The organism is Micromonospora sp. DT53 (genome assembly GCF_049841535.1).
Classification (GTDB): Bacteria; Actinomycetota; Actinomycetes; order Mycobacteriales; family Micromonosporaceae; genus Micromonospora.
Genome location: NZ_JBNCKM010000001.1, coordinates 633175 through 657947 on the forward strand (window position 1 = coordinate 633175; position 24773 = coordinate 657947).

Below are 24773 nucleotides of genomic sequence, written 5' to 3' on the forward strand. Positions count from 1 at the left end.
GTGCCGGCCCGGCTCGTCACCCGCCTCGCCAGCGCCGCGCTGCGCCTGCCTCCCACCCGTACCGGCCCGGTGCGGGTCAGCCGTGACCTCCCGGTGCGGGCCCGCGACGGTGTGGTGCTGCGCACCGATCACTACGCCCCGGGCGTCCGTGGCGCGCCGACCGTGCTGATCCGCACCCCCTACGGGCGGGGCGGACCGCTGCGGCTGCTCGGTCGGCTGCTCGCCACGCGGGGTCGCCACGCGGTGATCCAGTCCTGCCGGGGCACCGGCGGCTCCGGTGGGACCTTCGCTCCGCTGGTGCACGAACGCGACGACGGCGTGGACACCCTGGACTGGCTGCGCCGCCAACCCTGGTGGTCCGGGCGCCTCGGCATGTTCGGGGTCAGCTACCAGGGCTTCGCGCAGTGGGCGCTGGCCGCCGACGCCGGCGAGGAGCTGCGAGCGATGGTCGCCGTGGTGACCGCCTCGGCCACCCGGGACTCGACGTACGCGGGGGAGTCCTTCGCCCTGGACACCGTGCTGACCTGGGCGGAGCTGCTGCACGCGCAGACCGTGCCGTGGTTGGCCCGGCAGTGGGAGCTCAAGCGCGGGCAGCCCCGGTTGGCCGCCGCGCTGGAGCACCTCCCCCTGGCCGACGCCGACCGGGTGGCCACCGGCGTGACCATCCCGTTCTTCCAGGAGTGGCTGCGCCACCACACCCCGCAGGCCGCGTACTGGCGGAGGAGGGTCTTCGCCGACCAGGTCGCGAAGGTGCGGGCGCCGGTGGTCATGGTCAGCGGTTGGCACGACATCTTCCTGCCCGCCCAGCTCGACGACCACGCCGTGTTGCGCGCCGCCGGCACACCGCCGCGCCTGGTGATCGGCCCGTGGACGCACGGCAGCCCCGGACTGTTCGTGGCCGCGCTGCGCGAGGGGATGGCCTGGCTCGACGAGCACCTGCCGGCCGGGCCTCGACCGCGCGGACGGGCGCGACCTGCCATGGCGCCCGTCCGGCTGCACGTCAGCGGTACTGGCGGTGGCTGGCGGGACCTGCCGGAGTGGCCACCACCGGCGGTCGAGACCGCCTGGCACCTGCAACCCGGTGGCGAGTTGGCGGCGCGCCCGCCTGTCGTGTCGACTCCGGACGCGTTCCGCTACGACCCCGCCGACCCCACCCCGTCGCTGGGCGGGCCACTGCTCGTCGGCCAGCGGGCCGGCCCGGTGGACAACCGGCGCGTCGAGGCGCGCCCCGACGTGCTGACCTACACCAGCGCCCCGCTGACCGGGCCGGTCGAGGTGATCGGCCCGGTCCGCGCCGAGATCCACGTCCACAGCGACCTGCCGTACCTGGACGTCTTCGTCCGTCTGTGCGACGTGGACCGCCGGGGTCGCTCGTGGAACGTGTGCGACGGTCTGGTGCGGGTCGCACCCGACCGCTTTCCGGCCGACCCTTTCGGGGTGCTGCGGATTCCGGTGCCGCTCTGGCCGACCGCGTACCGCTTCGCCGCCGGGCACCGACTGCGGGTGCAGGTCTCCGGTGGTGCCCATCCACGGTGGGCCCGCAACCCCGGCACCGGGGAGCCGCTCGGCACGGCGGTGACGCTGCGTGCCGGTCGGCGGCAGATCCTGCACGACCCGGATTACCCCTCGGCGCTGCTGCTGCCGATCGTCCCCTCTGCCCCGCCTGAGTCTCCATTCTGAACAAACCCATCCTGAGCTGGGCGTTTGTCGGAAACGCGGGCTATGGTGGAGTCAACGCCCGGTGCCGTGCATCAGTAGGCCGGGTTCGTCCAAAGCCCAACACCGCGTACGCGGTGTGATGTCGTGCCCGGTCCCCGCCGTTCGGAAAGGGGGACCCCATGACCCGGGCCCCAGCTAATCTTCTGGCCGTCCGAAGCCTCCTTCTCACTCACCTCGACAACGCCCCTGGGCCGGACGACCTGGATCCCGGCGAGGTCGGCATCGTCGGCGACTCGGCCCACCTGGGTGGCTACCACTGCGGATCGGACCGGGTCGTTCCCAACGACTACTCGGTGGTCGAGTCGCCCCGGGACCGGGCCGGGCTGACCCTCGACGCGGCGGCGCTGGACGTCGGCCAGTTCGATGTTCGCTCCGGCGGTCGGACGAACACCCTGGCCAGCTTCTCGGTCTGGTGCGTCGCGCAGTGCGCCGCGAACGCCGCCGACACCCGGGACATCCGGGAGATCATCTACAGCCCCGACGGCAGCACTGTGAAGCGGTGGGATCGCCTCGGCAAGCGCACCAGCGGCGACAGCTCACACCGCTGGCACACCCACTTCAGCTTCTTTCGTGACGCCACCAAGGCGGGCCGCGACCAGCGGCCCCTGTTCCGCCGCTACCTCAGCTCCATCGGACTCCTGGAGGACGACGACATGACCCCCGAAGAACACAACTGGCTGGCCACCGTCCACAAGAACCTCACGGTGCTCGACGGCCGCAACCCGATCGGGCAGATCTACACCCGGATGGCGATGGGTGAGGATGCCACAGTCCCGAACTTCGTCTCGGTGCACCCGACGCTGGAGTCGCTCGGCGCCCAGTTGAGCGCGTTGCAGGCGGCGCTGACCGCGCTGTCCAACCGGGACCTCACCGACGAGCCGGCGATCGTCCAGGGGGTCCTGGCGTCGCTGACGCCGGAGAGGATCGCCGCAGCCATCCCGCCCGCCGTGGCCAAGCAGGTCGCCGACGAGTTGGCCCGCCGGCTGGTCGCCTGAGCGAGGGGCGGCCCGAGGCCGCCGGGCCGCCCCTCTTGACGCATTCTGCAACGGCTGTTGAGCAATAAACATTGCGCAAGAGCCGTTGCGAATGTGATCCTGTCGGCATGGACAGCTCCGACGTACGCCAGATCACCGACTCCCGGGTGCTGGCCGCCATGTCCCATCCGCTTCGGCGCCGGCTGATGGACGTGTTCAAGGTCCACGGGCCCTCCACCGTCGGGCTGCTCGCCGAGCGCACCGACCAGGCCCCCGCGAACGTCAGCCACCACCTCAAGGTCCTCGCCGCCGCCGACCTGGTCACCGAGGCGCCCGAGTTGGCCCGGGACCGTCGCGAGCGGTGGTGGCGCCTGGTCACCCGGGCGCTGCGCTGGTCCAACGTCGACTTCGACGCCGACCCGGCCGCCCGAGCGGTCGCCGACGCCGCCACCTCGCTCAACCTGGACCGGCACGTCGCCCTGGCCCGGGCCTGGCACGCCGCCGACGAGACCGAGCAGGCCTCCTGGAACGACGCCGCGTTCTCCACCGACCACTGGCTGCGCCTCACACCCGAAGAACTGGCCGAGCTGAGCCACGAGATGATCGACCTTCTCAGGCGCTGGGCCGACCGCGACCTGCCCGACGACGACGCCGACCGCAGACCGGTCTTCGTGTTCGTCCACGGCGTGCCGGCCCGACCGTGACCACCGCCACCCGCAGCGACCCGACCCCCGTGCGCCAGGCCGGTGGCCTGCTGCGGCACCGCGACTTCCGGCTGCTCTGGACCGGCCAGACGGTCAGCAGCGTCGGCAGCAACGTCACCACTGTCGCACTTCCGCTGGTCGCGGTCGCCGTCCTGGACGCCGGCACCTTCCAGGTGGCGGTGCTCACCGCCGCGGCCTGGCTGCCCTGGCTGCTGATCGGCCTGCCGGCCGGCGCGTGGGTGGATCGGCTGCCCCGCCGGCCCGTGATGGTGGCATGCGACCTGTTCCGCGTCCTGCTCTTCCTCAGCGTGCCGCTCGCCGCCGCACTCGACCGGCTCACCGTCTGGCACCTGCTCCTGGTGGCGCTCAGCGCCGGCGTCGCCCGGGTCTTCTTCGAAACAGCCGACCAGGTGTACCTGCCGGTGCTGCTGCGACCCGAGCAACTGCCGGAGGGCAACGCGAAGCTGCACGCCGCCCAGACCGCGAGCTATGTCGTCGGCCCCGGTGTCGCAGGTCTGATCGCCCAGCTCATCGGTGCGGTCACCGCTCTGCTGCTGGACGCGATCAGCTTCCTGGTCTCCGCGGTGTGCCTGCTGCGGATCCGCACCGTCGAACCGCGCGTTCGCCGAGTGGACCAGTCCCGCTCACTGCGCCGCGACATCGCCGAGGGGCTGAGCTTCGTCATCAGGGACCCGTACCTGCGGGTGCTCACGCTCTTCGGCGCGGCCAGCAACATCGGGCTGACCGGCTACCAGGCCGTCCTGGTGGTCTTCCTGGTCCGCGAACTGCGTCTCGAACCGGGCCTGGTGGGCGGGCTCGTCGGGGTGATGAGCGCCGGCGGGATCATCGGCGCGTTGCTCGCCACCACCGTGGCCCGGCGCTGCGGCACCGCACGGGCGCTGCTGATCGCGGCGGCGTTGACCGGCCCGCCCGCGCTGCTCATCCCGCTCGCCGCACCCGGCGTCGGGCTGGCCTGGCCAGCCCTCGGCGGCCTGCTGATCGGTCTGGGGGTGGCCATCGGCAACGTGGTCAAGGGTGCCTTCCGGCAGACCTACACGCCGCACCACCTGCTGGGCCGGGTGACGGTGAGCATGCATCTGCTCAACTACGGCACGATCCCGCTGGCGGCCGTGCTGGCCGGTGCCATCGGCGCACGTTACGGCGTCGGGACGGCAATTGTCGTGATGACCGCCTGGCTGGCGCTCACCCCGTTGATTCTGTTCGTCGGGCCAATCCGGAGGCGGCGGGACCTGCCCGCCGCCCCGGCGGCGTCTTGAGTGCGCTGCGACGGCGGCCGGAGACCGACCGCCGTCACCGGCACGGAGCTACATCGGGCGGACGTTGTCCGCCTGCGGACCCTTCTGCCCCTGGGTCACCTCGAACTCGACCTTCTGGCCCTCGTTGAGCTCCCGGTAGCCGCTCGAAGCGATGGCGGAGTAGTGGACGAACACGTCCGGCCCTCCACCGTCCTGCTCGATGAAGCCGAAGCCCTTTTCCGAGTTGAACCACTTAACCGTGCCGGTTGCCATGCATCTCTCCCTGTTCAAAGCGGCTGACCCTCGGCCTCTGGCCGATGATCGCCCGTACCTGTTCGACAGTAACGGGCAAAACCCCGATCCGCTGGCCGAAGTGCCGTAGGTATTTGACTGAACTCGGGTGAACTCTGCGCGGCGGCATGCGAAACCCGCCCCGACCAACCGCCGCTGGGGCATGCTTGCGCCGATGAAGGATGCCGCAGCCGACGCGCTGACCGAGCTGGAACGCGAGATTCACGCGCCCGGCGCCGGTCTGGACCGGCTCCGGTTGATGCCCACCCCGTTCGTCCCCGAGGTGCGGTTGCACCTGGCCGAGGACGCGATCGTCTGGTGGGCCCGGATGGAGGCCGCCGCCGGGCACGCGCTGCCGGCGCCGTACTGGGCGTCCGCCTGGGCCGGAGGGCAGGCCCTGGCCCGCCACCTCCTGGACCACCCGGAGCTGGTCGCCGGTCGCCGGGTGCTCGACCTCGCCGCCGGGTCCGGGCTGGTGGCCATCGCCGCCGCGCTGGCCGGCGCCTCGGAGGTGATCGCCAACGACATCGACCCCTACGCCGTCGCCGCCGTCACCGTCAACGCGCGGGCCAACCACGTCGCCGTCGACGCCACCGGGGACGACCTGCTCGACAGCACCGAGCCGAAGGTCGACCTGGTGGTCGCCGGAGACGTCTTCTACGACCGCGCGATGGCCGACCGGATGCTGCCGTTCCTGCAGCGGGCCGCGGCCGCGGGCACCGACGTGCTGGTCGGTGACCCCGGCCGCGGACACCTGCCGGCGGACCGCCTGACCGTGCTGGCCGACTACCCGGTGCCCACCACCGAACCGTCGGTCGACTCGTCGCTGCGCCACGTGCAGGTGCTGCGCCCCGCCTGAGCCGGGGTCCCACGTCAGGGGCGACCCTGAGACGGATACCAGGGGTCACTGGGGGCTACGGCCCGATGTCCGAAGTGGCACGTCGGCCATAGCGTCGACGCATGACGCAATGGCTGGCCCAGATCGGAGAACTACCGGTTCTGCTGCTGATGGGTGCGCTCGGGCTCGTCATGCTCTTCGACGCCGTACCCCTGCTGGGTGTCCTCATCCCCGGCGACGTGGCGATCCTCGCCGCGGTCGGGGTCGGCCGCCCGAGCACCGGGTTGGCCACCTTCACCGCGGTGCTGGTCGGCTGCCTGGCCGGCTGGTCGCTGAGCTTCCTGATCGGCCGGCGCTACTCCGACCGACTGCGCCGCAGCCGCGTCGGCGGCTGGATCGGCGAGACCCGGTGGGCGGCGGCGGAAGGGATCCTGCGCCGCGGCGGCGGCCGGATGATGGTCGTGGCGCCGTTCCTGCCCGTCTTCAACGCGCTGCTGCCACTGGCCGCCGGCGGGCTGCGGATGTCGTACCGCCGGTTTCTCGGCTGCGCGACGATCGGCGCGGCGGCCTGGGCCGGTCTCTACCTCGCCCTGGGCACCGCGTCACGGTCGATGGCCGCGCTGCTGCCGGGCGACCCCAGCCCGCTGCTGGTCACGATGGGCGTCGGTCTGGTGCTGGCCTCCGTCGCGGTGCTGGGGGCGCGGCGGCGGTTGTTCTCCGTCGTTGGCTGAGTTGTCTTCGTGCCCGGGGGGGCACGGGGGCGTGGGGGCGCTGGGGCCGGGTTGCGGTGGGTGGGGGCGGGGGCCCGCCGTGCCCGGCTCCGGGCGGTCAGGCTTGATCCCTGCGCCGGCACGGCGGGCCCCGCCCCCGTCGTGGTTCCGGTTTGCGTGGGGGTGCCGCCGCCGTCGGTTTGGTTATGATCTTGGTGGTTCTTGGTCGACGTTGGGTCGTCTGTCTGGTGGTGGGGTTACCAGCCTCTTGCTTTCCACTGGGGGAGGGCGGGGCGTTCGGCGCCCAGGGTGCTGTCCTTGCCGTGGCCCGGATAGAACCAGGTGTCGTCCGGCAGTTGGTCGAACAGCTTCTGCTCGACGTCGCCGATCAGCGCCGCGAAGCGCTCCGGGTCCTTGTCGGTGTTGCCCACGCCACCGGGGAAGAGACTGTCGCCGGTGAACAGGTGCGGGGTGCCGGCCGGGTCGCGGTAGAGCAGCGCGATCGAACCCGGGGTGTGCCCGTTGATGTGGATGACCTCCAGCGCGCAGTCACCGACCGCCACGGTGTCGCCGTCGGCCAGCCGTTCCGCCTCGATCGGCAGCCCCGCCGCGTCATCGGCGTGCACCAGCACCCGGGCGCCGGTCTTGGCGACGACCTCCTCCAACGCCACCCAGTGATCCATGTGCTGGTGGGTCGTCACCACGGCGGTGAGGCCGCCGTCACCAATCAGGTCGAGCAGCCGGGGCGCCTCGTTGGCGGCGTCGATCAGCACCTGGTCACCGGTGCCCGTGCAGCGCAGCAGGTAGGCGTTGTTGTCCATCGGGCCCACCGACAGCTTGCTGATGGTCAGCCCGTCCAGCTCCCGAACCGCAGGTGCGCCGCCGTGCGTGACGTCTCCGCTGTATGTCATGACGTTTCTATATCCATTCCGGTGGAGTAGGCAGGGGACCGTCGGGGGTGACGGAGAGCGGGGCGCCGTCGGCTCGGCCGATCAGCCAGGCGGCGAGGTCGGGGGCGGGACCGGCGACGATCGGGGCACCGACCCGCTCCCCGATCACCACCTCGTGCCCACTGCCGTCGAGGCGGAGCACCACCGACGGCGGTGTCGGCCCCGTGGCGTGATGGCTGGCCGCCTCGCGCAGCAGGCGGTGGGCGAACGTCTCCGACCAGTCCGCCGCCCGGTAGTCGGCGGCCAGATCGAGGTGGTGCACCTCGATCTCGCGCAGCCGGCCCCAGACCAGCAGCGCGGCCGGCCACGGTCCCTTCCGCGCCTGCACCGTCGCCGCCCAGGCCTCGGCCGGCATCGCCGCCACCGCCTCGGAGAACAGGTCCGCGGTGCGTCGCAGGTCGTCCAGGTGTGCGGCCGGTGGCCGGCGCGAACCGGCTTCGATGTCCGCCGTGCGGGCCTGGAGCGAGGCGTACATCGGTAGCGCCTCCCCGGTGCGGGCCGCGGTGAGCAAATTGACGAAGCCGTCGGCGTTACGCGCCAGATGCGCCAGCACGTGGCCGCGCGTCCAGCCGGGCAGCAGCGACGCCGCCGCCAGGTCCGCGGCGTCGAAAGAAGCGGCGGTACGGAGTAGTCGGCTCGTGGCCGCGTCCACCTCGCCCATCAGCAGCAGCGGATCCGTGGTCACCCGTCGACCCTAGCGGTCCGCCGTCGCGCCGTCGCCGGGGAAATCGCTTTCGGCGCGTCGACGCGCGACCTACCGTCAGCGGCAGACGCGGCACCGGGACATCGGACGGAGGTGGTGATCATGCCGGACGTGGCACGCGTGTTCCGCCATCACCAGCTTCTACACCGATGAGGATGCCATGACGATCGATCTGACCGCCCTCGGCTGGGACGCCGAGCGGACGGCGTACGCCGCGCGCCGCGGCGAGCACCAGCCGGGCCGGGTGGCCCGGGTGGACCGGGGGGTCTGCACGGTGCTCACCGCGCTCGGCCCGGTCCGGGCCAGCCTGGGTGGGGCGGTGCTGAACGCCGCCGCACGGGACCCGTCCGCGCTGCCCTGCGCCGGGGACTGGGTGCTGCTCACCCACTGGCCGGACCGCCGCGTCACCGTGGAGGCGGTGCTGCCGCGGCGAGCCGCACTGATCAGGCGTACCGCCGGCAAGGACGCCAGCGGCCAGGTGCTGGCCGCCAACCTCGATGCCGCCGCCGTGGTGGAGCCGGTGCACCCCGAGCCGGATGTGGGCCGGATCGAGCGGCTGCTCGCCCTGGTCCACGAGTCCGGCGCCCGGCCACTTGTCGTGCTGACCAAGGCGGACCTGGCGGCCGATCCGGCCGCGTTGGCCCGTCAGTTGGCCGCGGTCGCCCCCGGGGTGCCTGTGCTACCGGTCAGCGCCGAAGGTGGCCTCGGGTTGGACCCGCTGCGCGCCGAGGTGACGCCCGGCCGCACGCTCGGCCTGCTCGGCCCGTCGGGTGCTGGCAAGTCGAGCCTGGTCAACGCCCTCGTCGGGGCGGTGATGATGCCCACCCAGTCGATCCGACGCGTCGACGGCAAGGGTCGACACACCACCACCTGGCGGGCCCTCGTACCGATCCCTGGTGGCGGCGCGGTGATCGACACGCCCGGGGTGCGGGCGGTCGGCCTGCTGGACGGCGCGGCCGGGCTCGACCGGGCGTTCGCCGACATCGTCGGGCTGGCCGAGGGCTGCCGGTACGCCGACTGCGGCCACGACGGCGAGCCCGCCTGCGCGGTCCGGGAGGCGCTGCACACAGGCGAACTCTCCACCCGCCGGTGGGAGAGTTGGCGGCGGCTGCAGGGCGAGCTGACCCACGAGAGCCGACGGCGGGAGGCCCGGGTGGCGGCGGAGCGGCGCGGCGGGTGGCGTTCGGCCCGACGTCGGGCGGCTCGTCCGCCGGCGCCCGGCGGCTTCTGACCGGGCGCCCGCCGACGCGCTGGCGCCCGGGGTGTTCGGGTGCCCCGGGCTTCGGGTGGCCGGGGGCTTGTGGGCGGCGCGGCCGACCGGGCTGAGCTGGGGGAATGTGCGGGCGAGGGAAACTGTCATACCTCGGGGCTAGAGTTGCCGAGGCGTGTTTTCCGCGCCCGCACGACCGCTCAAGACCGCCCAGAGCGGGACACATCCTTCGCTTCGTCTTATCCCGGGAGTACACGCACCGTGGCCGACCGACTGATCATCCGTGGCGCGCGCGAGCACAACCTGCGTGACGTCAGTCTCGACCTGCCCCGGGACGCACTCATCGTGTTCACCGGGCTGTCCGGGTCGGGCAAGTCGAGCCTGGCCTTCGACACGATCTTCGCCGAGGGGCAGCGCCGCTACGTCGAGTCGCTCTCGTCGTACGCCCGGCAGTTCCTCGGCCAGATGGACAAGCCAGACGTCGACTTCATCGAGGGCCTGAGCCCGGCCGTCTCGATCGACCAGAAGTCCACCTCGCGTAACCCGCGCTCGACCGTCGGCACCATCACCGAGGTCTACGACTACCTGCGCCTGCTCTACGCCCGCATCGGTGAGCCGCACTGCCCGGTCTGTGGCGAGCGCATCTCCCGGCAGAGCCCGCAGCAGATCGTCGACCGGGTCCTCGCCATGGCCGAGGGCACCAAGTTCATGGTGCTCGCCCCGGTGATCCGTGGCCGCAAGGGCGAGTACGTCGACCTCTTCGCCGAGCTGCAGGCCAAGGGCTACGCCCGGGCCCGGGTCGACGGCGTGGTGCACCCGCTGACCGAGCCGCCGAAGCTCAAGAAGCAGGAGAAGCACACAATCGAGGTGGTGATCGACCGGCTCACCGTCAAGCCGAGCGCCAAGCAGCGGCTCACCGACTCGGTCGAGGCCGCCCTGGGTCTGTCCAGCGGCCTGGTCCTGCTCGACTTCGTCGACCTTCCCGAGGACGACCCGGACCGCGAGCGCCGCTACTCCGAGCACCTGGCCTGCCCCAACGACCACCCGCTGGCCATCGAGGATCTCGAGCCGCGGGTCTTCTCCTTCAACGCGCCCTACGGCGCCTGCCCGGAGTGCACCGGCCTGGGCACCAAGAAGGAGGTCGACCCGGAGCTGCTGGTCCCCGACCCGGAGCGCAGCCTGCGCGAGGGCGCCATCCAGCCCTGGTCCACCGGGCACAACCTCGAATACTTCCTGCGCCTGCTGGAGGCGCTCGGCGAGGCCCAGCACTTCGACATCGACACCCCGTGGCGGGCGTTGCCGGCGCGGGCGCAGAAGACGATCCTGCACGGCTCCGACGACCAGGTGCACGTGCGCTACCGCAACAAGTACGGCCGTGAGCGCTCCTACTACACCGGCTTCGAGGGCGTGGTGCAGTGGATCGAGCGCCGGCACTCCGACACCGAGTCCGAGTGGTCCCGCGACAAGTACGAGGGCTACATGCGCGACGTGCCGTGCGCGGCGTGCGGCGGCGCCCGGCTCAAGCCCGAGGTGCTCGCGGTCACGTTGGCCGGCAAGAGCATCGCCGAGGTCTGCAACCTGTCCGTGGGGGAGTGCGCCGACCTGCTCTCCGGCATCGAGCTGACCGACCGGCAGAAGATGATCGCCGAGCGGGTCCTCAAGGAGATCAACGCCCGGCTGCGGTTCCTGCTCGACGTCGGCCTCGACTACCTCTCCCTGGACCGCCCGGCCGGCACGCTGTCCGGCGGTGAGGCGCAGCGCATCCGGCTGGCCACCCAGATCGGCTCCGGCCTGGTGGGCGTGCTCTACGTGCTCGACGAGCCGTCGATCGGGCTGCACCAGCGTGACAACCACCGGCTGATCGAGACCCTGATCCGGCTGCGCGGGCTGGGCAACACGCTGATCGTGGTGGAGCACGACGAGGACACCATCCGTACCGCCGACTGGATCGTCGACATCGGGCCCGGCGCGGGTGAGCACGGCGGCAAGATCGTGCACAGCGGTTCGGTGCCGGCACTGCTGAAGAACAAGGAGTCGATCACCGGGGCGTACCTGTCCGGTCGACGGTCGATCCCGACGCCGACGGGTCGCCGCCCGCAAGACCCGGCCCGGGAGCTGGTGGTGCACGGCGCGCGGGAGCACAACCTGCGCAACCTGACCGTCTCGTTCCCGCTGGGCCAGCTGATCGCGGTCACCGGGGTCAGCGGCTCGGGCAAGTCGACGCTTGTCAACGACATCCTGTACGCGGTGCTCGCGAACCAGATCAACGGCGCCCGGCTGGTGCCCGGCCGGCACACCCGGGTCTCCGGTCTGGAGCACGTGGACAAGGTCGTCGGCGTGGACCAGTCGCCGATCGGCCGGACGCCGCGCTCCAACCCGGCCACCTACACAGGTGTCTGGGACCACGTCCGCAAGCTCTTCGCCGAGACGACCGAGGCGAAGGTGCGCGGGTACGGCCCGGGGCGGTTCTCCTTCAACGTCAAGGGCGGGCGCTGCGAGGCGTGCTCGGGTGACGGCACCATCAAGATCGAGATGAACTTCCTCCCCGACGTGTACGTCCCCTGCGAGGTCTGCAAGGGCGCCCGGTACAACCGGGAGACCCTGGAGGTGCACTACAAGGGCAAGACCGTGTCGGACGTGCTGGAGATGCCGATCGAGGAGGCCGCCGAGTTCTTCTCCGCCATCCCGGCCATCCACCGGCACCTCAAGACGCTTGTCGACGTCGGCCTGGGCTACGTCCGCCTCGGTCAGCCCGCGCCGACCCTCTCCGGTGGTGAGGCGCAGCGGGTCAAGCTCGCCTCCGAGTTGCAGAAGCGCTCCACCGGGCGGACGGTCTACGTGCTCGACGAGCCGACCACCGGTCTGCACTTCGAGGACATCCGCAAGCTGCTGATGGTGCTGGAAGGGCTTGTCGACAAGGGCAACACGGTGATCACGATCGAGCACAACCTCGACGTGATCAAGACCGCGGACTGGCTGATCGACATGGGTCCCGAGGGTGGCCACCGTGGCGGCACCGTGCTCGCCACCGGCACCCCCGAGGAGGTCGCCGAGGTGGCCGAGAGCCACACCGGCGAGTTCCTGCGCCAGGTGCTCAAGCTCGACGGCGAGGCCAAGGGTGCGGCTGCCGCCACCACCCGGGCCGCCAAGGCCAACGGCGCGACCAAGGCACGGGCCAGCCGTAAGGTGCCGGCCGGCGCGCGCTGACCTCTCGGTACGCGTTCGCGGGGCGGGTCGATTGCCGACCCGCCCCGTCCCATTTGCCGGTCGGACGAATGCCGCGGTGAACCATCCGGCACAGTTGCCCGTGTGGAGAAGTGTGGCCGGCTATCGACCGGCGCAGCGGGCTAGAGAGAGGCGAGGCATGAGTGACGATCAGGCGCTGACCGGTCCGGGTACGCAGACACGTCGTACCCTGCTCACCGGCGTCGGGGCTGTCGGCGCGGCCGTCGTCCTGGCTGCCTGCGGCAGCGACGACGGCGGCAACGGCAGCGGCAGTGACGCACCCACCAGTGGTGGCCCCGCCGTGCCCAGCACCGGTGACGCCGGCGGCGGCGACCGACAGAACGCCCAGTCGTTGGCCACCACCGCCGACGTCCCGGTCGGGGGCGGCAAGGTCCTCGCCGCCGAAGGGGTGGTCATCACCCAGCCCACGGCGGGCCAGTTCAGGGGCTTCAGCCCGATCTGTACGCACCAGAACTGCCCGGTGACGAACGTCGACGGCGGCACCATCAACTGCACCTGCCACGGCAGTAAGTTCTCGATCGAGGACGGCTCGGTGAAGGCCGGCCCGGCCACCAAGCCGCTCCCGCCCAAGAACATCAAGGTCACCGGCGACCAGATCTCGCTGGCCTGACCCGACCCTGCGGCAGCCCGGCAGCCTTTCGCTGACCGGCCGGCCCGGCGTCGCAGGATCGACTCGCGTCTCGGGACGTCGGGGTGTTGGCGGTGTGCCGACACCCCGACGTCCGGGACGCCGAGTGGATCACGCGCCTGCGGTGGGCTGTCGGTGCTGCGGACTACGCTTGTTGGCGTGGCTGACCCCTCGACCTACCGCCCCGCACCCGGCACCATCCCGGAGCTACCGGGGGTCTACCGCTTCCGCGACGGCACCGGCCGGGTGATCTACGTCGGCAAGGCGCGAAATCTGCGCAGCCGACTCAACTCCTACTTCGGCGACGTCTGGAACCTGCACGAGCGCACCCGGCAGATGGTCACCACCGCCGAGTCGGTGGACTGGATCACCGTGGGCACCGAGGTCGAGGCGCTCCAGCAGGAGTTCACCTGGATCAAGCAGTACGACCCCCGCTTCAACGTCCGCTACCGCGACGACAAGTCGTACCCCTATCTCGCCGTGACCCTCAACGAGGAGTACCCACGGCTGCAGGTGATGCGCGGCGCCAAGCGCAAGGGCGTGCGTTACTTCGGCCCCTATTCACACGCCTGGGCCATCCGGGAGACCCTCGACCTGCTGCTGCGGGTGTTCCCCGCGCGGACGTGCTCCGCCGGGGTGTTCAAACGGGCCGGCCAGGTCGGTCGTCCCTGCCTGCTGGGCTACATCGGCAAATGCTCGGCGCCGTGCGTCGGCACCGTCTCCGCCGACGAACACCGGGCCATCGTCGACGGGTTCTGCGACTTCATGGCCGGGCGCACCGACACCATGGTCCGCAAGATCGAACGCGAGATGACCGAGGCGAGCGAGCAACTGGAGTTCGAGCGGGCCGCCCGGCTGCGCGACGACGTGGCCGCGCTGCGCCGGGCCATGGAGAAGCAGACAGTGGTGCTCGGCGACGGCACCGACGCCGACGTCGTCGCGTTCGCCGACGACCCGCTTGAGGCGGCCGTGCAGGTCTTCCACGTCCGCGACGGCCGGGTCCGCGGTCAGCGCGGCTGGGTGGTGGAGAAGACCGAGGACCTGACCACCGGGGACCTGGTGCACCACTTCTGCACCCAGGTGTACGGCGGCGAGCACGGCGAGGCCGACGTGCCCCGGGAACTGCTCGTCCCCGAGCTGCCCGCCGACGCCGACGCGCTGGCCGAATGGCTCTCCAACCATCGAGGCAGCCGGGTGTCGCTGCGGGTGCCGCAGCGTGGCGACAAACGCTCACTGATGGAGACGGTGGAGCGCAACGCCAAGGACGCGCTGGCCCGGCACAAGCTCAAGCGCTCCGGTGACCTGACCACCCGGGGCAAGGCACTGGACGAGATCAGTGAGGCGCTGGACATGAGCACCTCGCCGCTGCGCATCGAGTGTTTCGACATCTCCCAGATTCAGGGCACCGACGTGGTCGCCAGCATGGTGGTCTTCGAGGACGGGTTGCCCCGCAAGAGCGAGTACCGGCGGTTCATCGTCCGGGGCGCCACCGACGACCTGTCCGCGATGTCCGAGGTGCTCCGCCGCCGATTCGCCCGCTACCTGGACGCCAGGGCCGAGACGGGCGAGGTGGGCGTGGAGTCGGCCGACGATCCGGCCGCCCCTCACGACGCGGTCGAGCCGCAGGTCGGCGTCCTGATCGATCCGACCACCGGTCGGCCCCGAAAGTTCGCGTACCCGCCGCAGCTGGTCGTCGTCGACGGCGGCGCCCCGCAGGTCGCGGCCGCCGCGCAGGCCCTCGCCGACCTGGGCATCGACGACGTGGCCCTGTGCGGGCTGGCCAAGCGGCTGGAGGAGGTGTGGCTCCCGGACGACGAGTTCCCAGTCATCCTCCCGCGCACCTCGGAGGGGCTCTACCTGCTGCAACGGGTCCGTGACGAGGCCCACCGGTTCGCCATCACCTTCCATCGGCAGCGCCGCTCCAAGCGGATGACCGAGTCGGCGCTGGACCGCGTACCCGGCCTCGGCGAGGTCCGGCGCAAGGCGCTGCTGCGGCACTTCGGCTCGCTCAAGCGCCTCTCGGCCGCAACGGTCGAAGAGATCACCGAGGTGCCGGGGGTGGGTCGGCGCACCGCCGAGGCGATCCTGGCCGCCCTCGACAACGACACGAAGGCCGGCGACAGCGCCGAGGCGAGGGTCAGGGACGGCGCGAAGGCGAAGGCCGCCGACGGCGCGGAGGCGAAGCCCAGCACCTGAGTGCGGCCCGCGCCCGCCCGCGTCGGGTGGTCGCGACCCAGCATGATCGTGCTCGATCCTTGTTGTAGTGGCCTCGTGCCGTGGGGAGGGGCCTCCTTCCTGGATCGAGCGCGATCTTGGGCGGGGTTCGCGCGGTATTTCTACCCCGAAGTGGGCCTGCTCGCGTGGCGGTTCGCGCAGGGGCGCGGCACGTCCAAGATCCGCGCACTATCGGTGAAATTGCTGCCTCACGGCGTGCCGAGGCAGCACTTTCACCGAAGTTGCGTGGATCTCGGGGGCGGACCGGCGTGGTGTGGGTTTTAGAGCACGTCGGTGGTCCGGGGGCCGGGTTGGGCCGGGCCGGGTTGGGTTGGGTTGGGCCGGGTTGGGCCGGGTTGAGTCAGGCCCGGTTGGGTTGGGCCGGGGTTGGGTTGGGCCGGGCCGGGCCGGGCCGGGCCGGGCCGGGCCAGGCCGGGCCAGGCCGGGTTGGGTTGGGTCGGGCCGGGGTTGGGTTGGGTTGGGCCGGGGTTGGGTCGGGCCGGGTTGAGTCAGGCCCGGTTGGGTTGGGCCGGGTTGGGTTGAGGCGGGGTCGGTTTGGGGCTGGGTCGGTCGGGCCGGGTCGGTTTGGGCTGGGTTGGGTGGGGCCGGGTGGGCCAGATGCACTCACGACGTAGACCGGCATGATCCACTCGGATTTCATGAAGTCGGGGTATCCCCGGCAGGCGGACACCGCGACTTGCAGGAACCCGAGTTGATCACGCTGCCGTGGCCGTCGTGTCGGGTCTGGCAGGCCGGCGGAATGGGCGGGTTGTCCGGTTTGGTGGACGGTGTCGGGTGGTCGAGGCCACCCCGGCGGCGGAATCGGCGGCCGGGCCGGGTCGTTATACCTGGCAGACCACCGCAACAGCCCGGGTCATGGTGCGCCGCCCCCGCCGGGAACCCCGCCAGCCCCTCCCTCCGGAGACAGCCGCCGGCCAGGCCGGCCCGGTTACATCCCCGCGCGGCCGAGCACCACAACAGCCGGGCACGGCAGCCGCCGGGAACACCCGCCAGGCCGCCCCGGTTACACCCCCGCACGGCCGAGCACCACAACAGCCGAGCACCACACCGGCCGGGCACGGCAGCCGCCGGGAACACCCGCCAGGCCGGCCCGGTTACACCACCGGCACGGCCGAGCACCGCAACGGCCGCCCGCGGGTAGGCGGAATGATCCGCCACCGGCACCCGCTACACCCTGTCCCGACGCCGACCCCCTCAGCGGGTCGCCGGGCAAACCCCCTCGAACTTCCCCCCGCACCACCACCCCCAAGTGTGGTGTGGGCACCCCCGATGCAGAGGAGCACGCCATCATGCGTACCGATCTGATCCGTAAGACCGCCCTGACCGCCGCTGGTCTCGCCTTCACCGGTGGCGCCATCGCCGGCCCGGTGACCACCGCGTTCGCCGCACCCAGCGGCAAGCCCACCACGCAAACGCAGACCGACCGTAAGGGTCACGGCGAGCGGGAACTGGGCGTGCGCTACGAGGCCCAGCCGAATTTCTACTACTGCGGCCCCGCCGCCACCCGCAACGCCCTGTCCGTGCAGGGCAAGAACATCAACGTCGACGACATGGCCAAGGAAATGGGCACCACCGAAGCCGGCACCAACTCCATCAACGACATCACCCCCGTCCTGAACAAGGAAACCGGCAAGGCTGACGCGTACCGGTCGGTGGAGATCAGCAGCCCCGACGCCGACGCCAAGCAGACCGACACCCTGCGCGCCGACATCGTCAAGACCGTCGACGACGGCCGGGCCGTGGTCGCGAACATCGCCGGCACCAGCACCGACACCGACGGCGTGAGCCACTCCTACGAGGGCGGGCACTACATCAGCGTCGTCGGCTACCGCGACAACGGCAACACGGTGAAGATCGCGGACTCCGCCGACCCGAACACCGCCGCCTACTGGATCAGCGTCGAGCACCTCGCGGACTGGATCGCCACCCGCGGCTACGCCACCAGCTGACACCCACACCCGAGAGCACACCGAAGGGCCGGACCCCACCACGGGGCCCGGCCCTTTGGCATGACCTCAGTCGGTGGCGAGGACGGCCAGGATCTGCTCGCCGTACTTGGCGAGTTTGTTCTCGCCGACCCCGCTGACGCGGGACAGGTCGGCGAGTGTGCTGGGCGCGTCGCTGGCGATCTGTCGCAGGGTGGCGTCGTGGAAGATCACGTACGCCGGAACGCCCTGCTCTTTGGCGGTGGTCGCCCGCCAGCCGCGCAGCCGCTCGAACAGCGACGCGGCGGCCGGGGTCAGCTCGGCCACGACTGTGGACGAGCCGCGCGGCTTCGATGTGCGGCTCGATGCCGGCTTCTCCGGTTCGCGGCGCAGGGTGACCGTGCGGCGGCGGCCGAGGACGTCGGCGCTCGCCTCGGTCAGGGCGAGGGTGCCGTAGTCGCCCTCCACGGCGAGGAGCCCTTCGGCGAGCAGTTGCCGGACCACGCCCCGCCACTCGGCCTCGCTGAGCTCGGAGCCGATGCCGAAGACGGTCAGCGAGTCGTGACCGTACTGGCTGATCTTGTCGGTCTGCTTGCCGAGCAGGATGTCGATGCACTGCCCGGCGCCGAAGCGCTGGTTGCGTTCGCGGTCGAGCCGGAAGACGGTGGAGAGCAACTTCTGGGCGGCGACGGTGCCGTCCCAGGACTCCGGTGGGGTGAGGCAGGTGTCGCAGTTGCCGCAGGCGGCCGTGGTCGTCTCGCCGAAGTATTCGAGCAGCTGGACCCGGCGGCAGCGCACCGTCTCGCAGAGGGCGAGCATGGCGTCCAGGTGCGCGGCCAGGTTGCGGCGGTGGGCGAGGTCGCCGTCGGACGTCTCGATCATCTTGCGTTGTTGGACCACGTCCTGCAGCCCGTACGCCAGCCAGGCGGTGGACGGCAGGCCGTCGCGGCCGGCGCGGCCGGTTTCCTGGTAGTAGCCCTCGACGGATTTGGGCAGGTCGAGGTGGGCGACGAACCGGACGTCGGGCTTGTCGATGCCCATGCCGAAGGCGATGGTGGCCACCATGACCAGGCCGTCTTCCCGCAGGAAACGCTGTTGGTTGCGAGCGCGGGTGCCGGCGTCCAGCCCGGCGTGGTACGGCAGCGCGGCGACCCCGTTGGCGGTGAGGAACTCCGCCGTCTTGTCGACCGAGGCCCGGGACAGGCAGTAGACGATGCCGGCGTCACCGGGGTGCTCGTCGCGCAGCAGGGTCAGCAGTTGCTTGCGGGGCTCCCGCTTGGGCACGATCCGGTACTGGATGTTGGGCCGGTCGAAGCTGGCCACGAAGTGCCGGGCGTCGTCGAGGTTGAGCCGGGTGGCGATCTCGGTGCGGGTGGCGCTGGTCGCGGTGGCGGTCAGGGCGATGCGGGGCACCTGCGGCCAGCGTTCGTGCAGCATCGACAGCGCGAGGTAGTCGGGGCGGAAGTCGTGCCCCCACTGGGACACGCAGTGCGCCTCGTCGATGGCGAACAGGGAGATGCGCCCCCGGTCGAGCAGGGCGAGGGTGGATCGGACGCCGAGCGCCTCCGGGGCCAGGTAGAGCAGGTCCAACTCACCGGCGACGAAGGCGGCTTCGACCCGACGCCGGGCGTCCAGGGTCTGGGTCGAGTTGAGGAAGCCGGCGCGGACGCCGACCGCGGTGAGGGCGTCCACCTGGTCCTGCATGAGCGCGATCAGCGGGGACACGACGACGGCGACCCCGTCGCGGACCAGGGCCGGGATCTGGTAGCACAGGGACTTGCCACCGCCGGTGGGCATCAACACCAGCGCGTCGCCACCGGCGACCACGTGGTCGATCACGCCCTGCTGGAAACCACGGAACGCGTCGTAGCCGAAGACGCGGCGCAGCACGTCCAGGGCGTCGGACGCGGTACGCAGGTCGGTGGGAGAAGCCATCCGGGGAGTCTACGAGCCCACCCCGACACCGCCCGTCCGGCGCACCCGGGCCGGGCGCGCCGGACGGGCGGCGTGGTCAGCCGGGCTGGCTGGACCGGTTGGCCAGGCCGCGCGGCGGGGCCTTCATCCCGACCACGATGTCGACGATCTCGATGTAGCGGGCCTTGTTGCCCATGCGGAAGGCGGTGGCCGCCGCGTTGATCTCCTCGAGGGTGTCGGCCTCGACCATGGTGACCTGGTCGTACTTGCCGTTCACCCCGGTGCAGACGACGTGGGTGAGCTGCTTGGCGAAGCGGCCCAGGTCGCGGGCGTGTTCGGCGGAGATCTCGTGGATGCCCTCGCGGCCGAGGGCGAAGTACTCGGGGCTGATCCGCATGAACAGGAAGCCGACGTACTTGTTCTTGTCCGCCAGGTCGTGCATCGCACCCTCCAGATATCGGTCTGACCTGCGACGATCGCGTTGAGCGTATTGACAGTTACTGATCGTCATCAAGAGTGCGCACTGTCGGGAGGGCGACCGTCGGACGGTCCGCGGGCACCGTCCGGCCATGGGTGCCGGGCGGCGACCCGGCGGCGGGATAGAGTCGCTGATTGACCAATCGCGGCCGAGGGCGGCCGCGGCGCCACGGCTTGGGGGTACGGGTGAGCGAGGCGCGCGCAGTCGGGGACCGGATGGACGCCCCGGCGACCGATGACGGGCAGTTGGCGGCCGAGTCGGAGACCACCCTCGTGGTGGTCACCGGCCTCTCCGGGGGTGGCCGTAGCACTGTCGCCCGGGCGTTGGAGAACGTCGGTTACTACGTGGTGGACAACCTGCCGCAGGCCCTGATGTTGGACATGGCCGAGCTGGCGTTCAAGGCGGGCGGCGCGGCCCGGCGTACCGCCATGGTGCTGGACGTGCGGTCGCGGGCCTTCTCCACCGACCTGGCCGGGGCGATCCGGGAGCTCAAGGAGCGCGGGTTCTCGCCTCGGGTGGTCTTCGTCGACGCCGACGACGAGGTGTTGATCCGGCGGTTCGAGAGCGTTCGGCGTTCGCACCCGTTGCAGGGCGACGGGCGGCTGGCCGACGGCATCGCCGTGGAGCGCGGTCTGCTGGAGGAGGCGCGCGACCAGGCCGACGTGATCATCGACACCAGCCACCTGAACGTCAACCAGCTTCGGCGGCGCATCGAGGAGCTGTTCGGCGGCGAGGACGCCCGCCGGCTGCGGGTCACCGTGCTGTCGTTCGGCTTCAAGTACGGCCTGCCACCGGACGCCGATTTCGTGCTGGACGCCCGCTTCCTGCCCAACCCGTACTGGGTGCCGGAGTTGCGGGAGCACACCGGGCGGGAGGAGGCGGTCAGCGCGTACGTGCTGGGCCAGGAGGGCGCGGACGCCTTCGTCGCCTCGTACGCCGACCTGGTCAACGCCACCACGAGCGGCTTCGAGCGGGAGGGCAAGCGGTACCTCACGGTCGCCGTGGGTTGCACCGGCGGCAAGCACCGCAGCGTGGCCATCGCCGAGGAGTTGGCCAGCCGACTGCGTCACTCGGGGCTGGCGGCGAACGCCCAGCACCGCGACCTGGGGCGGGAATGACGGCCCGGCGGGTGGTGGCGTTCGGCGGCGGCCACGGGCTGTCCGCCTCGTTGCGGGCGCTGCGCCACTGCGCTCCCGAACTCGACCTCGACGTCACCGCGGTGGTGACGGTGGGCGATGACGGCGGCTCCAGTGGCCGGCTGCGGGCCGAGCGGGGTGGCCTGCCTCCGGGAGATCTGCGCCAGGCGCTGGTGGCCCTGGCCGGGGATCATCCGGCCACCCGGCGCAGCGCCGGGCTGTTCCAGCACCGCTTCGCCGCCGTACCGGTGGGCGTACCCCGGTCGGGGGCGACCGGCAGGGGCCCGGCGGCGGGCGACGACCCGGACCGGGACGGCGCGGCCCCGCGCGGCACCGACGGGGCGTCGGCCGGCACCGACGGTCTGACCGGGCACGCGGTGGGCAACCTGGTGCTCTGCGGCCTCATGGAGCTGCTCGGCGACCCGGTGGCCGCGCTGGAGCACGCCGGCGCGATGCTCGGCGCCGTCGGCCGGGTGTTGCCGATGTCCCGCCAACCGGTCGGCATCGAGGCGCGGGTACGCGGCGCCGACCCGGCCGCTCCCGACGAGGTGCGCACGGTGAGTGGTCAGCACCAGGTGGCCGTCACCACCGGGCGGGTCGAGTCGCTGCGTCTCACCCCGAGCGCCCCACCGGCCTGCGCCGAGGCCATCGAGGCGATCCGGGCAGCCGATTGGTTGATCTTCGGGCCGGGCAGCTGGTATACGAGTGTGCTTCCGCACCTGCTGGTGCCGCAGTTGGCCGACGCGATCGTGTCCACCTCGGCCCGGCGGCTGGTCACGTTGAACCTCGCCGCGGAGAAGGAGACCCTCGGGCTTTCCGTCGCCGACCATCTCGCGGCCCTGCACTGGTACCTGCCCGAGCTCAAGGTGGATCTTGTGCTCGCCGATGCCAAGGCGGTGGGTGACCCCGAACCGGTCGAACGTGCGGCAGAATCGCTGGGTGCCCGCCTGGTCCTCGCCCCCGTCGCCGTTGTCGACGGGACTCCCCGCCATGATCCGGCTGCCCTGGGCGCCGCGCTGGTGCCTGTACTGGGCGCCGATCGTTAGACACGTACGTAATCTCCGGCGACACGCCGGAACAGGTCCGTGAGGGGACGCACAATGGCGATGACGGCCGCGGTCAAGGACGAGCTGAGTCGGGTCGACGTGCCCAAGCCCTGCTGCCGACGGGCGGAGATGGCCGCTTTGCTGCGATTCGCTGGCGGGCTGCACATCGTCTCCGGCCGGGTGGTGGTGGAGGCTGAACTGGACACCGGGGCGGTGGCCCGGCGGCTGCGCCGGGAGATCGCCGAGGTCTACGGCTACCCCAGCGAGATCCACGTGCTGGCCTCCGGTGGGCTGCGCAAGGGCAGCCACTTCATCGTGCGGGTGGTCAAGGACGGCGAGGCCCTCGCGCGGCAGACCGGCCTGCTCGACGTGCGGGGCCGCCCGGTGCGCGGGCTGCCCCCGCACGTGGTGGCGGCCAACGTCTGCTGCGCGGTCTCCGCGTGGCGGGGCGCGTTCATGGCCCACGGTTCGCTCACCGAGCCCGGCCGCTCCAGCGCGCTGGAGATCACCTGCCCGGGGCCGGAGTCGGCGCTGGCGCTTGTCGGCGCGGCCCGCCGCATCGGCATCACCGCGAAGAACCGCGAGGTACGCGGGGTGGACCGGGTGGTCGTCAAGGACGGTGACGCGATCGCCGCGCTGCTCACCCGGATCGGCGCGCACTCCAGCGTGCTGGCCTGGGAGGAGCGTCGGGTACGCCGCGAGGTGCGGGCCACCGCCAACCGGCTCGCCAACTTCGACGACGCGAACCTGCGCCGTTCGGCGCGGGCGGCGGTCGCCGCCGCCGCCCGGGTCACCCGCGCGCTGGAGATCCTCGCCGACGAGGCGCCCAACCACCTGACCGACGCCGGGCGGCTGCGCCTGGAGCACCGGCAGGCGTCGCTGGAGGAGTTGGGGGCCCTGGCCGACCCTCCGCTGACCAAGGACGCCATCGCGGGGCGGATCCGCCGGCTCCTGGCGCTGGCCGACAAGCGTGCCCGCGACCTTGGCATCCCGGATACGGAAGCAGCCGTCACGCCCGACATGCTCGTGGTCTGATAGGACGGTGGGGCCGCACGGTGCGCCCGGGAGCACGACCCGGCGCAGCGTGGTCTCGCACGCTCGGATAGGGTCGCTGAGTACGGCAAGGGGGCCGACACCGGCACTTCTCGTCGTGCCCACCGCCTCGGGCGGTCAGGTCCTCAGACCGCGCGGCGGGGTGGCCGAGATGAACCGTCGACGGCCGGCTCCAACGGTCGGCGCACACCATTCCCGCCGGCCCGTTGTCTGAAGCCGGCGGACCAGAACGCGAGGAGATGGGACCTGTGACCATCCGGGTTGGCATCAACGGCTTCGGCCGAATCGGCCGTAACTTCTTCCGGGCAGTGCTGGCGTCTGACGCCGACATCGAGGTCGTGGCGGTGAACGACCTGACTGACAACGCCACGCTCGCCCACCTGCTCAAGTACGACAGCATCCTCGGTCGCCTGCCCTACGAGGTCAAGGCCACCGCCGACGAGATCACCGTCGGTGGCAAGACCATCAAGGCGTACGCCGAGAAGGACCCGTCGAAGCTGCCGTGGGGCGAGGTCGGCGCCGACGTCGTCATCGAGTCCACCGGCTTCTTCACCGACGCCACCAAGGCCAAGGCGCACGTCGACGGCGGGGCCAAGAAGGTCATCATCTCCGCCCCGGCGAAGAACGAGGACGTCACCGTCGTCATGGGTGTCAACCACGACACCTACGACCCGGCGAAGCACACCATCATCTCCAACGCCTCGTGCACCACCAACTGCCTCGCCCCGATGGCGAAGGTCCTGCACGACACGTTCGGCATCCAGCACGGTCTGATGACGACGATCCACGCGTACACCCAGGACCAGAACCTCCAGGACGCGCCGCACTCGGACCTGCGTCGGGCCCGGGCCGCCGCGCTGAACATCGTGCCGACCTCGACCGGTGCCGCCAAGGCGATCGGCCTGGTCCTGCCGGACCTCAAGGGCAAGCTCGACGGGTACGCCCTGCGGGTGCCGATCCCGACCGGCTCGGTCACCGACCTCACCGTCAACGTGGGTCGCGAGACCACCGTGGACGAGGTCAACGCCGCGCTGAAGGCCGCCGCGGACGGCCCGCTCAAGGGCATCCTGGTCTACAACGAGGACCCGATCGTCTCCACCGACATCGTGACCGACCCGGCGTCGTGCATCTTCGACGCGCCGCTGACCAAGGTCGTCGGCAACCAGGTCAAGGTCGTCGGCTGGTACGACAACGAGTGGGGTTACTCCAACCGGCTGGTCGACCTCGTCAAGCTGGTCGGTTCGTCGCTGTGAGCGCGAGGAGTGAGCTTGCGAGCGCCGCAGTCGCGAACGGAAGGCTAGCTCTGTGAGTGCCCTCCGGACCCTCGACGACCTGCTCGCCGAGGGGGTGTCGGGTCGGCGCGTGCTGGTGCGCGCCGACCTGAACGTCCCGCTCGACAAGCAGACCGGTGCCATCACGGATGATGGGCGCATCCGCGCGGTGCTGCCGACTCTCGGCGCGCTGGTCGAGGCCGGCGCGAAGGTGGTCGTCTGCTCGCACCTGGGCCGCCCGAAGGGCGCTCCGGACCCGCAGTTCAGCCTGGGCCCGGTCGCCGGGCGGCTCGGTGAGCTGCTCGGCGCGCCTGTGCACTTCGCCACCGACACCGTCGGTGACTCCGCCCGCTCCACAGTCGGGGGGGGGGGGGGCCGGCCCCCCCCCCCCCCCCCCCCCCCCCCACCCCCCCCCCCCCCCCCCCCCCCCCCCCCCCCGGGGCACAAACAACACAAACCACAACAGGAGAAAACACCCCCCCCCCC

The 24773-nt window shown here is 71.6% G+C and carries 20 protein-coding genes and 1 pseudogene; 16 read left to right on the forward strand and 5 right to left on the reverse strand.

From position 1 onward, the window contains the following. From ACLQ3B_RS03080 to ACLQ3B_RS03095, 4 genes are all read left to right on the forward strand, one after another. Window positions 1–1680 carry a CocE/NonD family hydrolase gene (locus tag ACLQ3B_RS03080; protein WP_425777129.1) on the forward strand — a complete coding sequence of 560 codons (1680 nt, stop codon included), beginning with the start codon at window positions 1–3 and terminating at the stop codon, window positions 1678–1680. Window positions 1681–1838: 158 nt separating this feature from the next. Then, window positions 1839–2714, forward strand: coding sequence for a hypothetical protein (locus ACLQ3B_RS03085; protein WP_425777131.1), 876 nt, complete (start codon window positions 1839–1841; stop codon window positions 2712–2714). A gap of 107 nt (window positions 2715–2821) precedes the next feature. Then, on the forward strand, window positions 2822–3397 hold the full coding sequence (locus ACLQ3B_RS03090; protein ID WP_425777133.1) for an ArsR/SmtB family transcription factor: 576 nt from the start codon (window positions 2822–2824) through the stop codon (window positions 3395–3397). Beyond that, window positions 3394–4674, forward strand: coding sequence for an MFS transporter (locus ACLQ3B_RS03095; protein ID WP_425777135.1), 1281 nt, complete (start codon window positions 3394–3396; stop codon window positions 4672–4674). Before ACLQ3B_RS03090 ends, ACLQ3B_RS03095 begins: the two co-directional genes overlap by 4 nt. A 48-nt stretch (window positions 4675–4722) precedes the next feature. Here the strand turns inward: ACLQ3B_RS03095 and ACLQ3B_RS03100 are convergent, their stop codons facing one another. Next, the gene (locus ACLQ3B_RS03100) at window positions 4723–4926 is read right to left on the reverse strand and encodes a cold-shock protein (protein WP_007462771.1); all 204 of its coding nucleotides are present in this window, start codon (window positions 4924–4926) and stop codon (window positions 4723–4725) included. Window positions 4927–5119: 193 nt separating this feature from the next. On the opposite strand from ACLQ3B_RS03100, the gene ACLQ3B_RS03105 reads away from it, so the two are divergent. Next, the gene (locus ACLQ3B_RS03105) at window positions 5120–5803 is read left to right on the forward strand and encodes a class I SAM-dependent methyltransferase (RefSeq protein WP_425777137.1); all 684 of its coding nucleotides are present in this window, start codon (window positions 5120–5122) and stop codon (window positions 5801–5803) included. A gap of 101 nt (window positions 5804–5904) precedes the next feature. Then, entirely contained in the window at window positions 5905–6513 is a 609-nt protein-coding gene (locus ACLQ3B_RS03110) for a DedA family protein (RefSeq protein WP_425777139.1), read from the forward strand. Window positions 6514–6749: 236 nt separating this feature from the next. Here ACLQ3B_RS03110 and ACLQ3B_RS03115 read toward each other — a convergent pair whose 3' ends face one another. Both ACLQ3B_RS03115 and ACLQ3B_RS03120 read right to left on the reverse strand, forming a co-directional pair. Then, window positions 6750–7403 (reverse strand): MBL fold metallo-hydrolase, encoded by a 654-nt coding sequence (locus tag ACLQ3B_RS03115; RefSeq protein WP_425777141.1) that lies wholly within the window; start codon window positions 7401–7403, stop codon window positions 6750–6752. A gap of 7 nt (window positions 7404–7410) precedes the next feature. Beyond that, window positions 7411–8127: a maleylpyruvate isomerase family mycothiol-dependent enzyme gene (locus ACLQ3B_RS03120; protein ID WP_425777143.1), complete on the reverse strand. Its 717-nt coding sequence runs from the start codon at window positions 8125–8127 to the stop codon at window positions 7411–7413. 178 nt (window positions 8128–8305) lie between these two features. On the opposite strand from ACLQ3B_RS03120, the gene rsgA reads away from it, so the two are divergent. From rsgA to ACLQ3B_RS03145, 5 genes are all read left to right on the forward strand, one after another. Further along, window positions 8306–9376, forward strand: coding sequence for a ribosome small subunit-dependent GTPase A (gene rsgA / locus ACLQ3B_RS03125; protein WP_425777145.1), 1071 nt, complete (start codon window positions 8306–8308; stop codon window positions 9374–9376). Window positions 9377–9616: 240 nt separating this feature from the next. After that, complete coding sequence (gene uvrA, locus ACLQ3B_RS03130) at window positions 9617–12562, forward strand: excinuclease ABC subunit UvrA (RefSeq protein ID WP_425777147.1); 2946 nt, start codon at window positions 9617–9619, stop codon at window positions 12560–12562. 157 nt (window positions 12563–12719) lie between these two features. Further along, entirely contained in the window at window positions 12720–13211 is a 492-nt protein-coding gene (locus ACLQ3B_RS03135) for a Rieske (2Fe-2S) protein (protein WP_425777149.1), read from the forward strand. Window positions 13212–13388: 177 nt separating this feature from the next. After that, window positions 13389–15425, forward strand: coding sequence for an excinuclease ABC subunit UvrC (gene uvrC, locus ACLQ3B_RS03140; RefSeq protein WP_425777151.1), 2037 nt, complete (start codon window positions 13389–13391; stop codon window positions 15423–15425). A 1328-nt stretch (window positions 15426–16753) separates the two neighbouring features. Then, the gene (locus ACLQ3B_RS03145; RefSeq protein ID WP_425777153.1) at window positions 16754–17413 is read left to right on the forward strand and encodes a C39 family peptidase; all 660 of its coding nucleotides are present in this window, start codon (window positions 16754–16756) and stop codon (window positions 17411–17413) included. 66 nt (window positions 17414–17479) lie between these two features. On the opposite strand, the gene recQ is transcribed toward ACLQ3B_RS03145, so the two are convergent. After that, window positions 17480–19324 carry a DNA helicase RecQ gene (recQ, locus tag ACLQ3B_RS03150; protein ID WP_425777155.1) on the reverse strand — a complete coding sequence of 615 codons (1845 nt, stop codon included), beginning with the start codon at window positions 19322–19324 and terminating at the stop codon, window positions 17480–17482. 76 nt (window positions 19325–19400) lie between these two features. Next, on the reverse strand, window positions 19401–19745 hold the full coding sequence (locus tag ACLQ3B_RS03155) for a hypothetical protein (RefSeq protein ID WP_091403656.1): 345 nt from the start codon (window positions 19743–19745) through the stop codon (window positions 19401–19403). A gap of 251 nt (window positions 19746–19996) precedes the next feature. On the opposite strand from ACLQ3B_RS03155, the gene rapZ reads away from it, so the two are divergent. The 5 genes and pseudogenes from rapZ to pgk form a co-directional block, all read left to right on the forward strand. Next, window positions 19997–20899, forward strand: coding sequence for an RNase adapter RapZ (gene rapZ / locus ACLQ3B_RS03160; RefSeq protein ID WP_425778018.1), 903 nt, complete (start codon window positions 19997–19999; stop codon window positions 20897–20899). Beyond that, on the forward strand, window positions 20896–21963 hold the full coding sequence (locus tag ACLQ3B_RS03165) for a gluconeogenesis factor YvcK family protein (protein WP_425777157.1): 1068 nt from the start codon (window positions 20896–20898) through the stop codon (window positions 21961–21963). Before rapZ ends, ACLQ3B_RS03165 begins: the two co-directional genes overlap by 4 nt. 54 nt (window positions 21964–22017) lie before the next feature. Further along, window positions 22018–22998 carry a DNA-binding protein WhiA gene (gene whiA, locus ACLQ3B_RS03170; RefSeq protein ID WP_030337350.1) on the forward strand — a complete coding sequence of 327 codons (981 nt, stop codon included), beginning with the start codon at window positions 22018–22020 and terminating at the stop codon, window positions 22996–22998. A 266-nt stretch (window positions 22999–23264) separates the two neighbouring features. After that, entirely contained in the window at window positions 23265–24269 is a 1005-nt protein-coding gene (gene gap, locus ACLQ3B_RS03175; protein WP_124853956.1) for a type I glyceraldehyde-3-phosphate dehydrogenase, read from the forward strand. Between the two features lie 52 nt (window positions 24270–24321). Further along, window positions 24322–24654 (forward strand): annotated as a pseudogene (gene pgk, locus ACLQ3B_RS03180) (phosphoglycerate kinase); the annotation flags it as partial. Between the last annotated feature and the right edge of the window lie 119 nt (window positions 24655–24773).

Coding starts and splice junctions, on each gene's coding strand:
- ACLQ3B_RS03085 (WP_425777131.1), top strand. CDS start 1,839: ATGACCCGGGCCCCAGCTAATCTTCTGGCCGTCCGAAGCCTCCTTCTC.
- ACLQ3B_RS03090 (WP_425777133.1), top strand. CDS start 2,822: ATGGACAGCTCCGACGTACGCCAGATCACCGACTCCCGGGTGCTGGCC.
- ACLQ3B_RS03100 (WP_007462771.1), bottom strand. CDS start 4,926: ATGGCAACCGGCACGGTTAAGTGGTTCAACTCGGAAAAGGGCTTCGGC.
- ACLQ3B_RS03105 (WP_425777137.1), top strand. CDS start 5,120: ATGAAGGATGCCGCAGCCGACGCGCTGACCGAGCTGGAACGCGAGATT.
- ACLQ3B_RS03110 (WP_425777139.1), top strand. CDS start 5,905: ATGACGCAATGGCTGGCCCAGATCGGAGAACTACCGGTTCTGCTGCTG.
- ACLQ3B_RS03115 (WP_425777141.1), bottom strand. CDS start 7,403: ATGACATACAGCGGAGACGTCACGCACGGCGGCGCACCTGCGGTTCGG.
- rsgA (WP_425777145.1), top strand. CDS start 8,306: ATGACGATCGATCTGACCGCCCTCGGCTGGGACGCCGAGCGGACGGCG.
- ACLQ3B_RS03135 (WP_425777149.1), top strand. CDS start 12,720: ATGAGTGACGATCAGGCGCTGACCGGTCCGGGTACGCAGACACGTCGT.
- ACLQ3B_RS03145 (WP_425777153.1), top strand. CDS start 16,754: ATGCGTACCGATCTGATCCGTAAGACCGCCCTGACCGCCGCTGGTCTC.
- recQ (WP_425777155.1), bottom strand. CDS start 19,324: ATGGCTTCTCCCACCGACCTGCGTACCGCGTCCGACGCCCTGGACGTG.
- ACLQ3B_RS03155 (WP_091403656.1), bottom strand. CDS start 19,745: ATGCACGACCTGGCGGACAAGAACAAGTACGTCGGCTTCCTGTTCATG.
- rapZ (WP_425778018.1), top strand. CDS start 19,997: ATGGACGCCCCGGCGACCGATGACGGGCAGTTGGCGGCCGAGTCGGAG.
- ACLQ3B_RS03165 (WP_425777157.1), top strand. CDS start 20,896: ATGACGGCCCGGCGGGTGGTGGCGTTCGGCGGCGGCCACGGGCTGTCC.
- whiA (WP_030337350.1), top strand. CDS start 22,018: ATGGCGATGACGGCCGCGGTCAAGGACGAGCTGAGTCGGGTCGACGTG.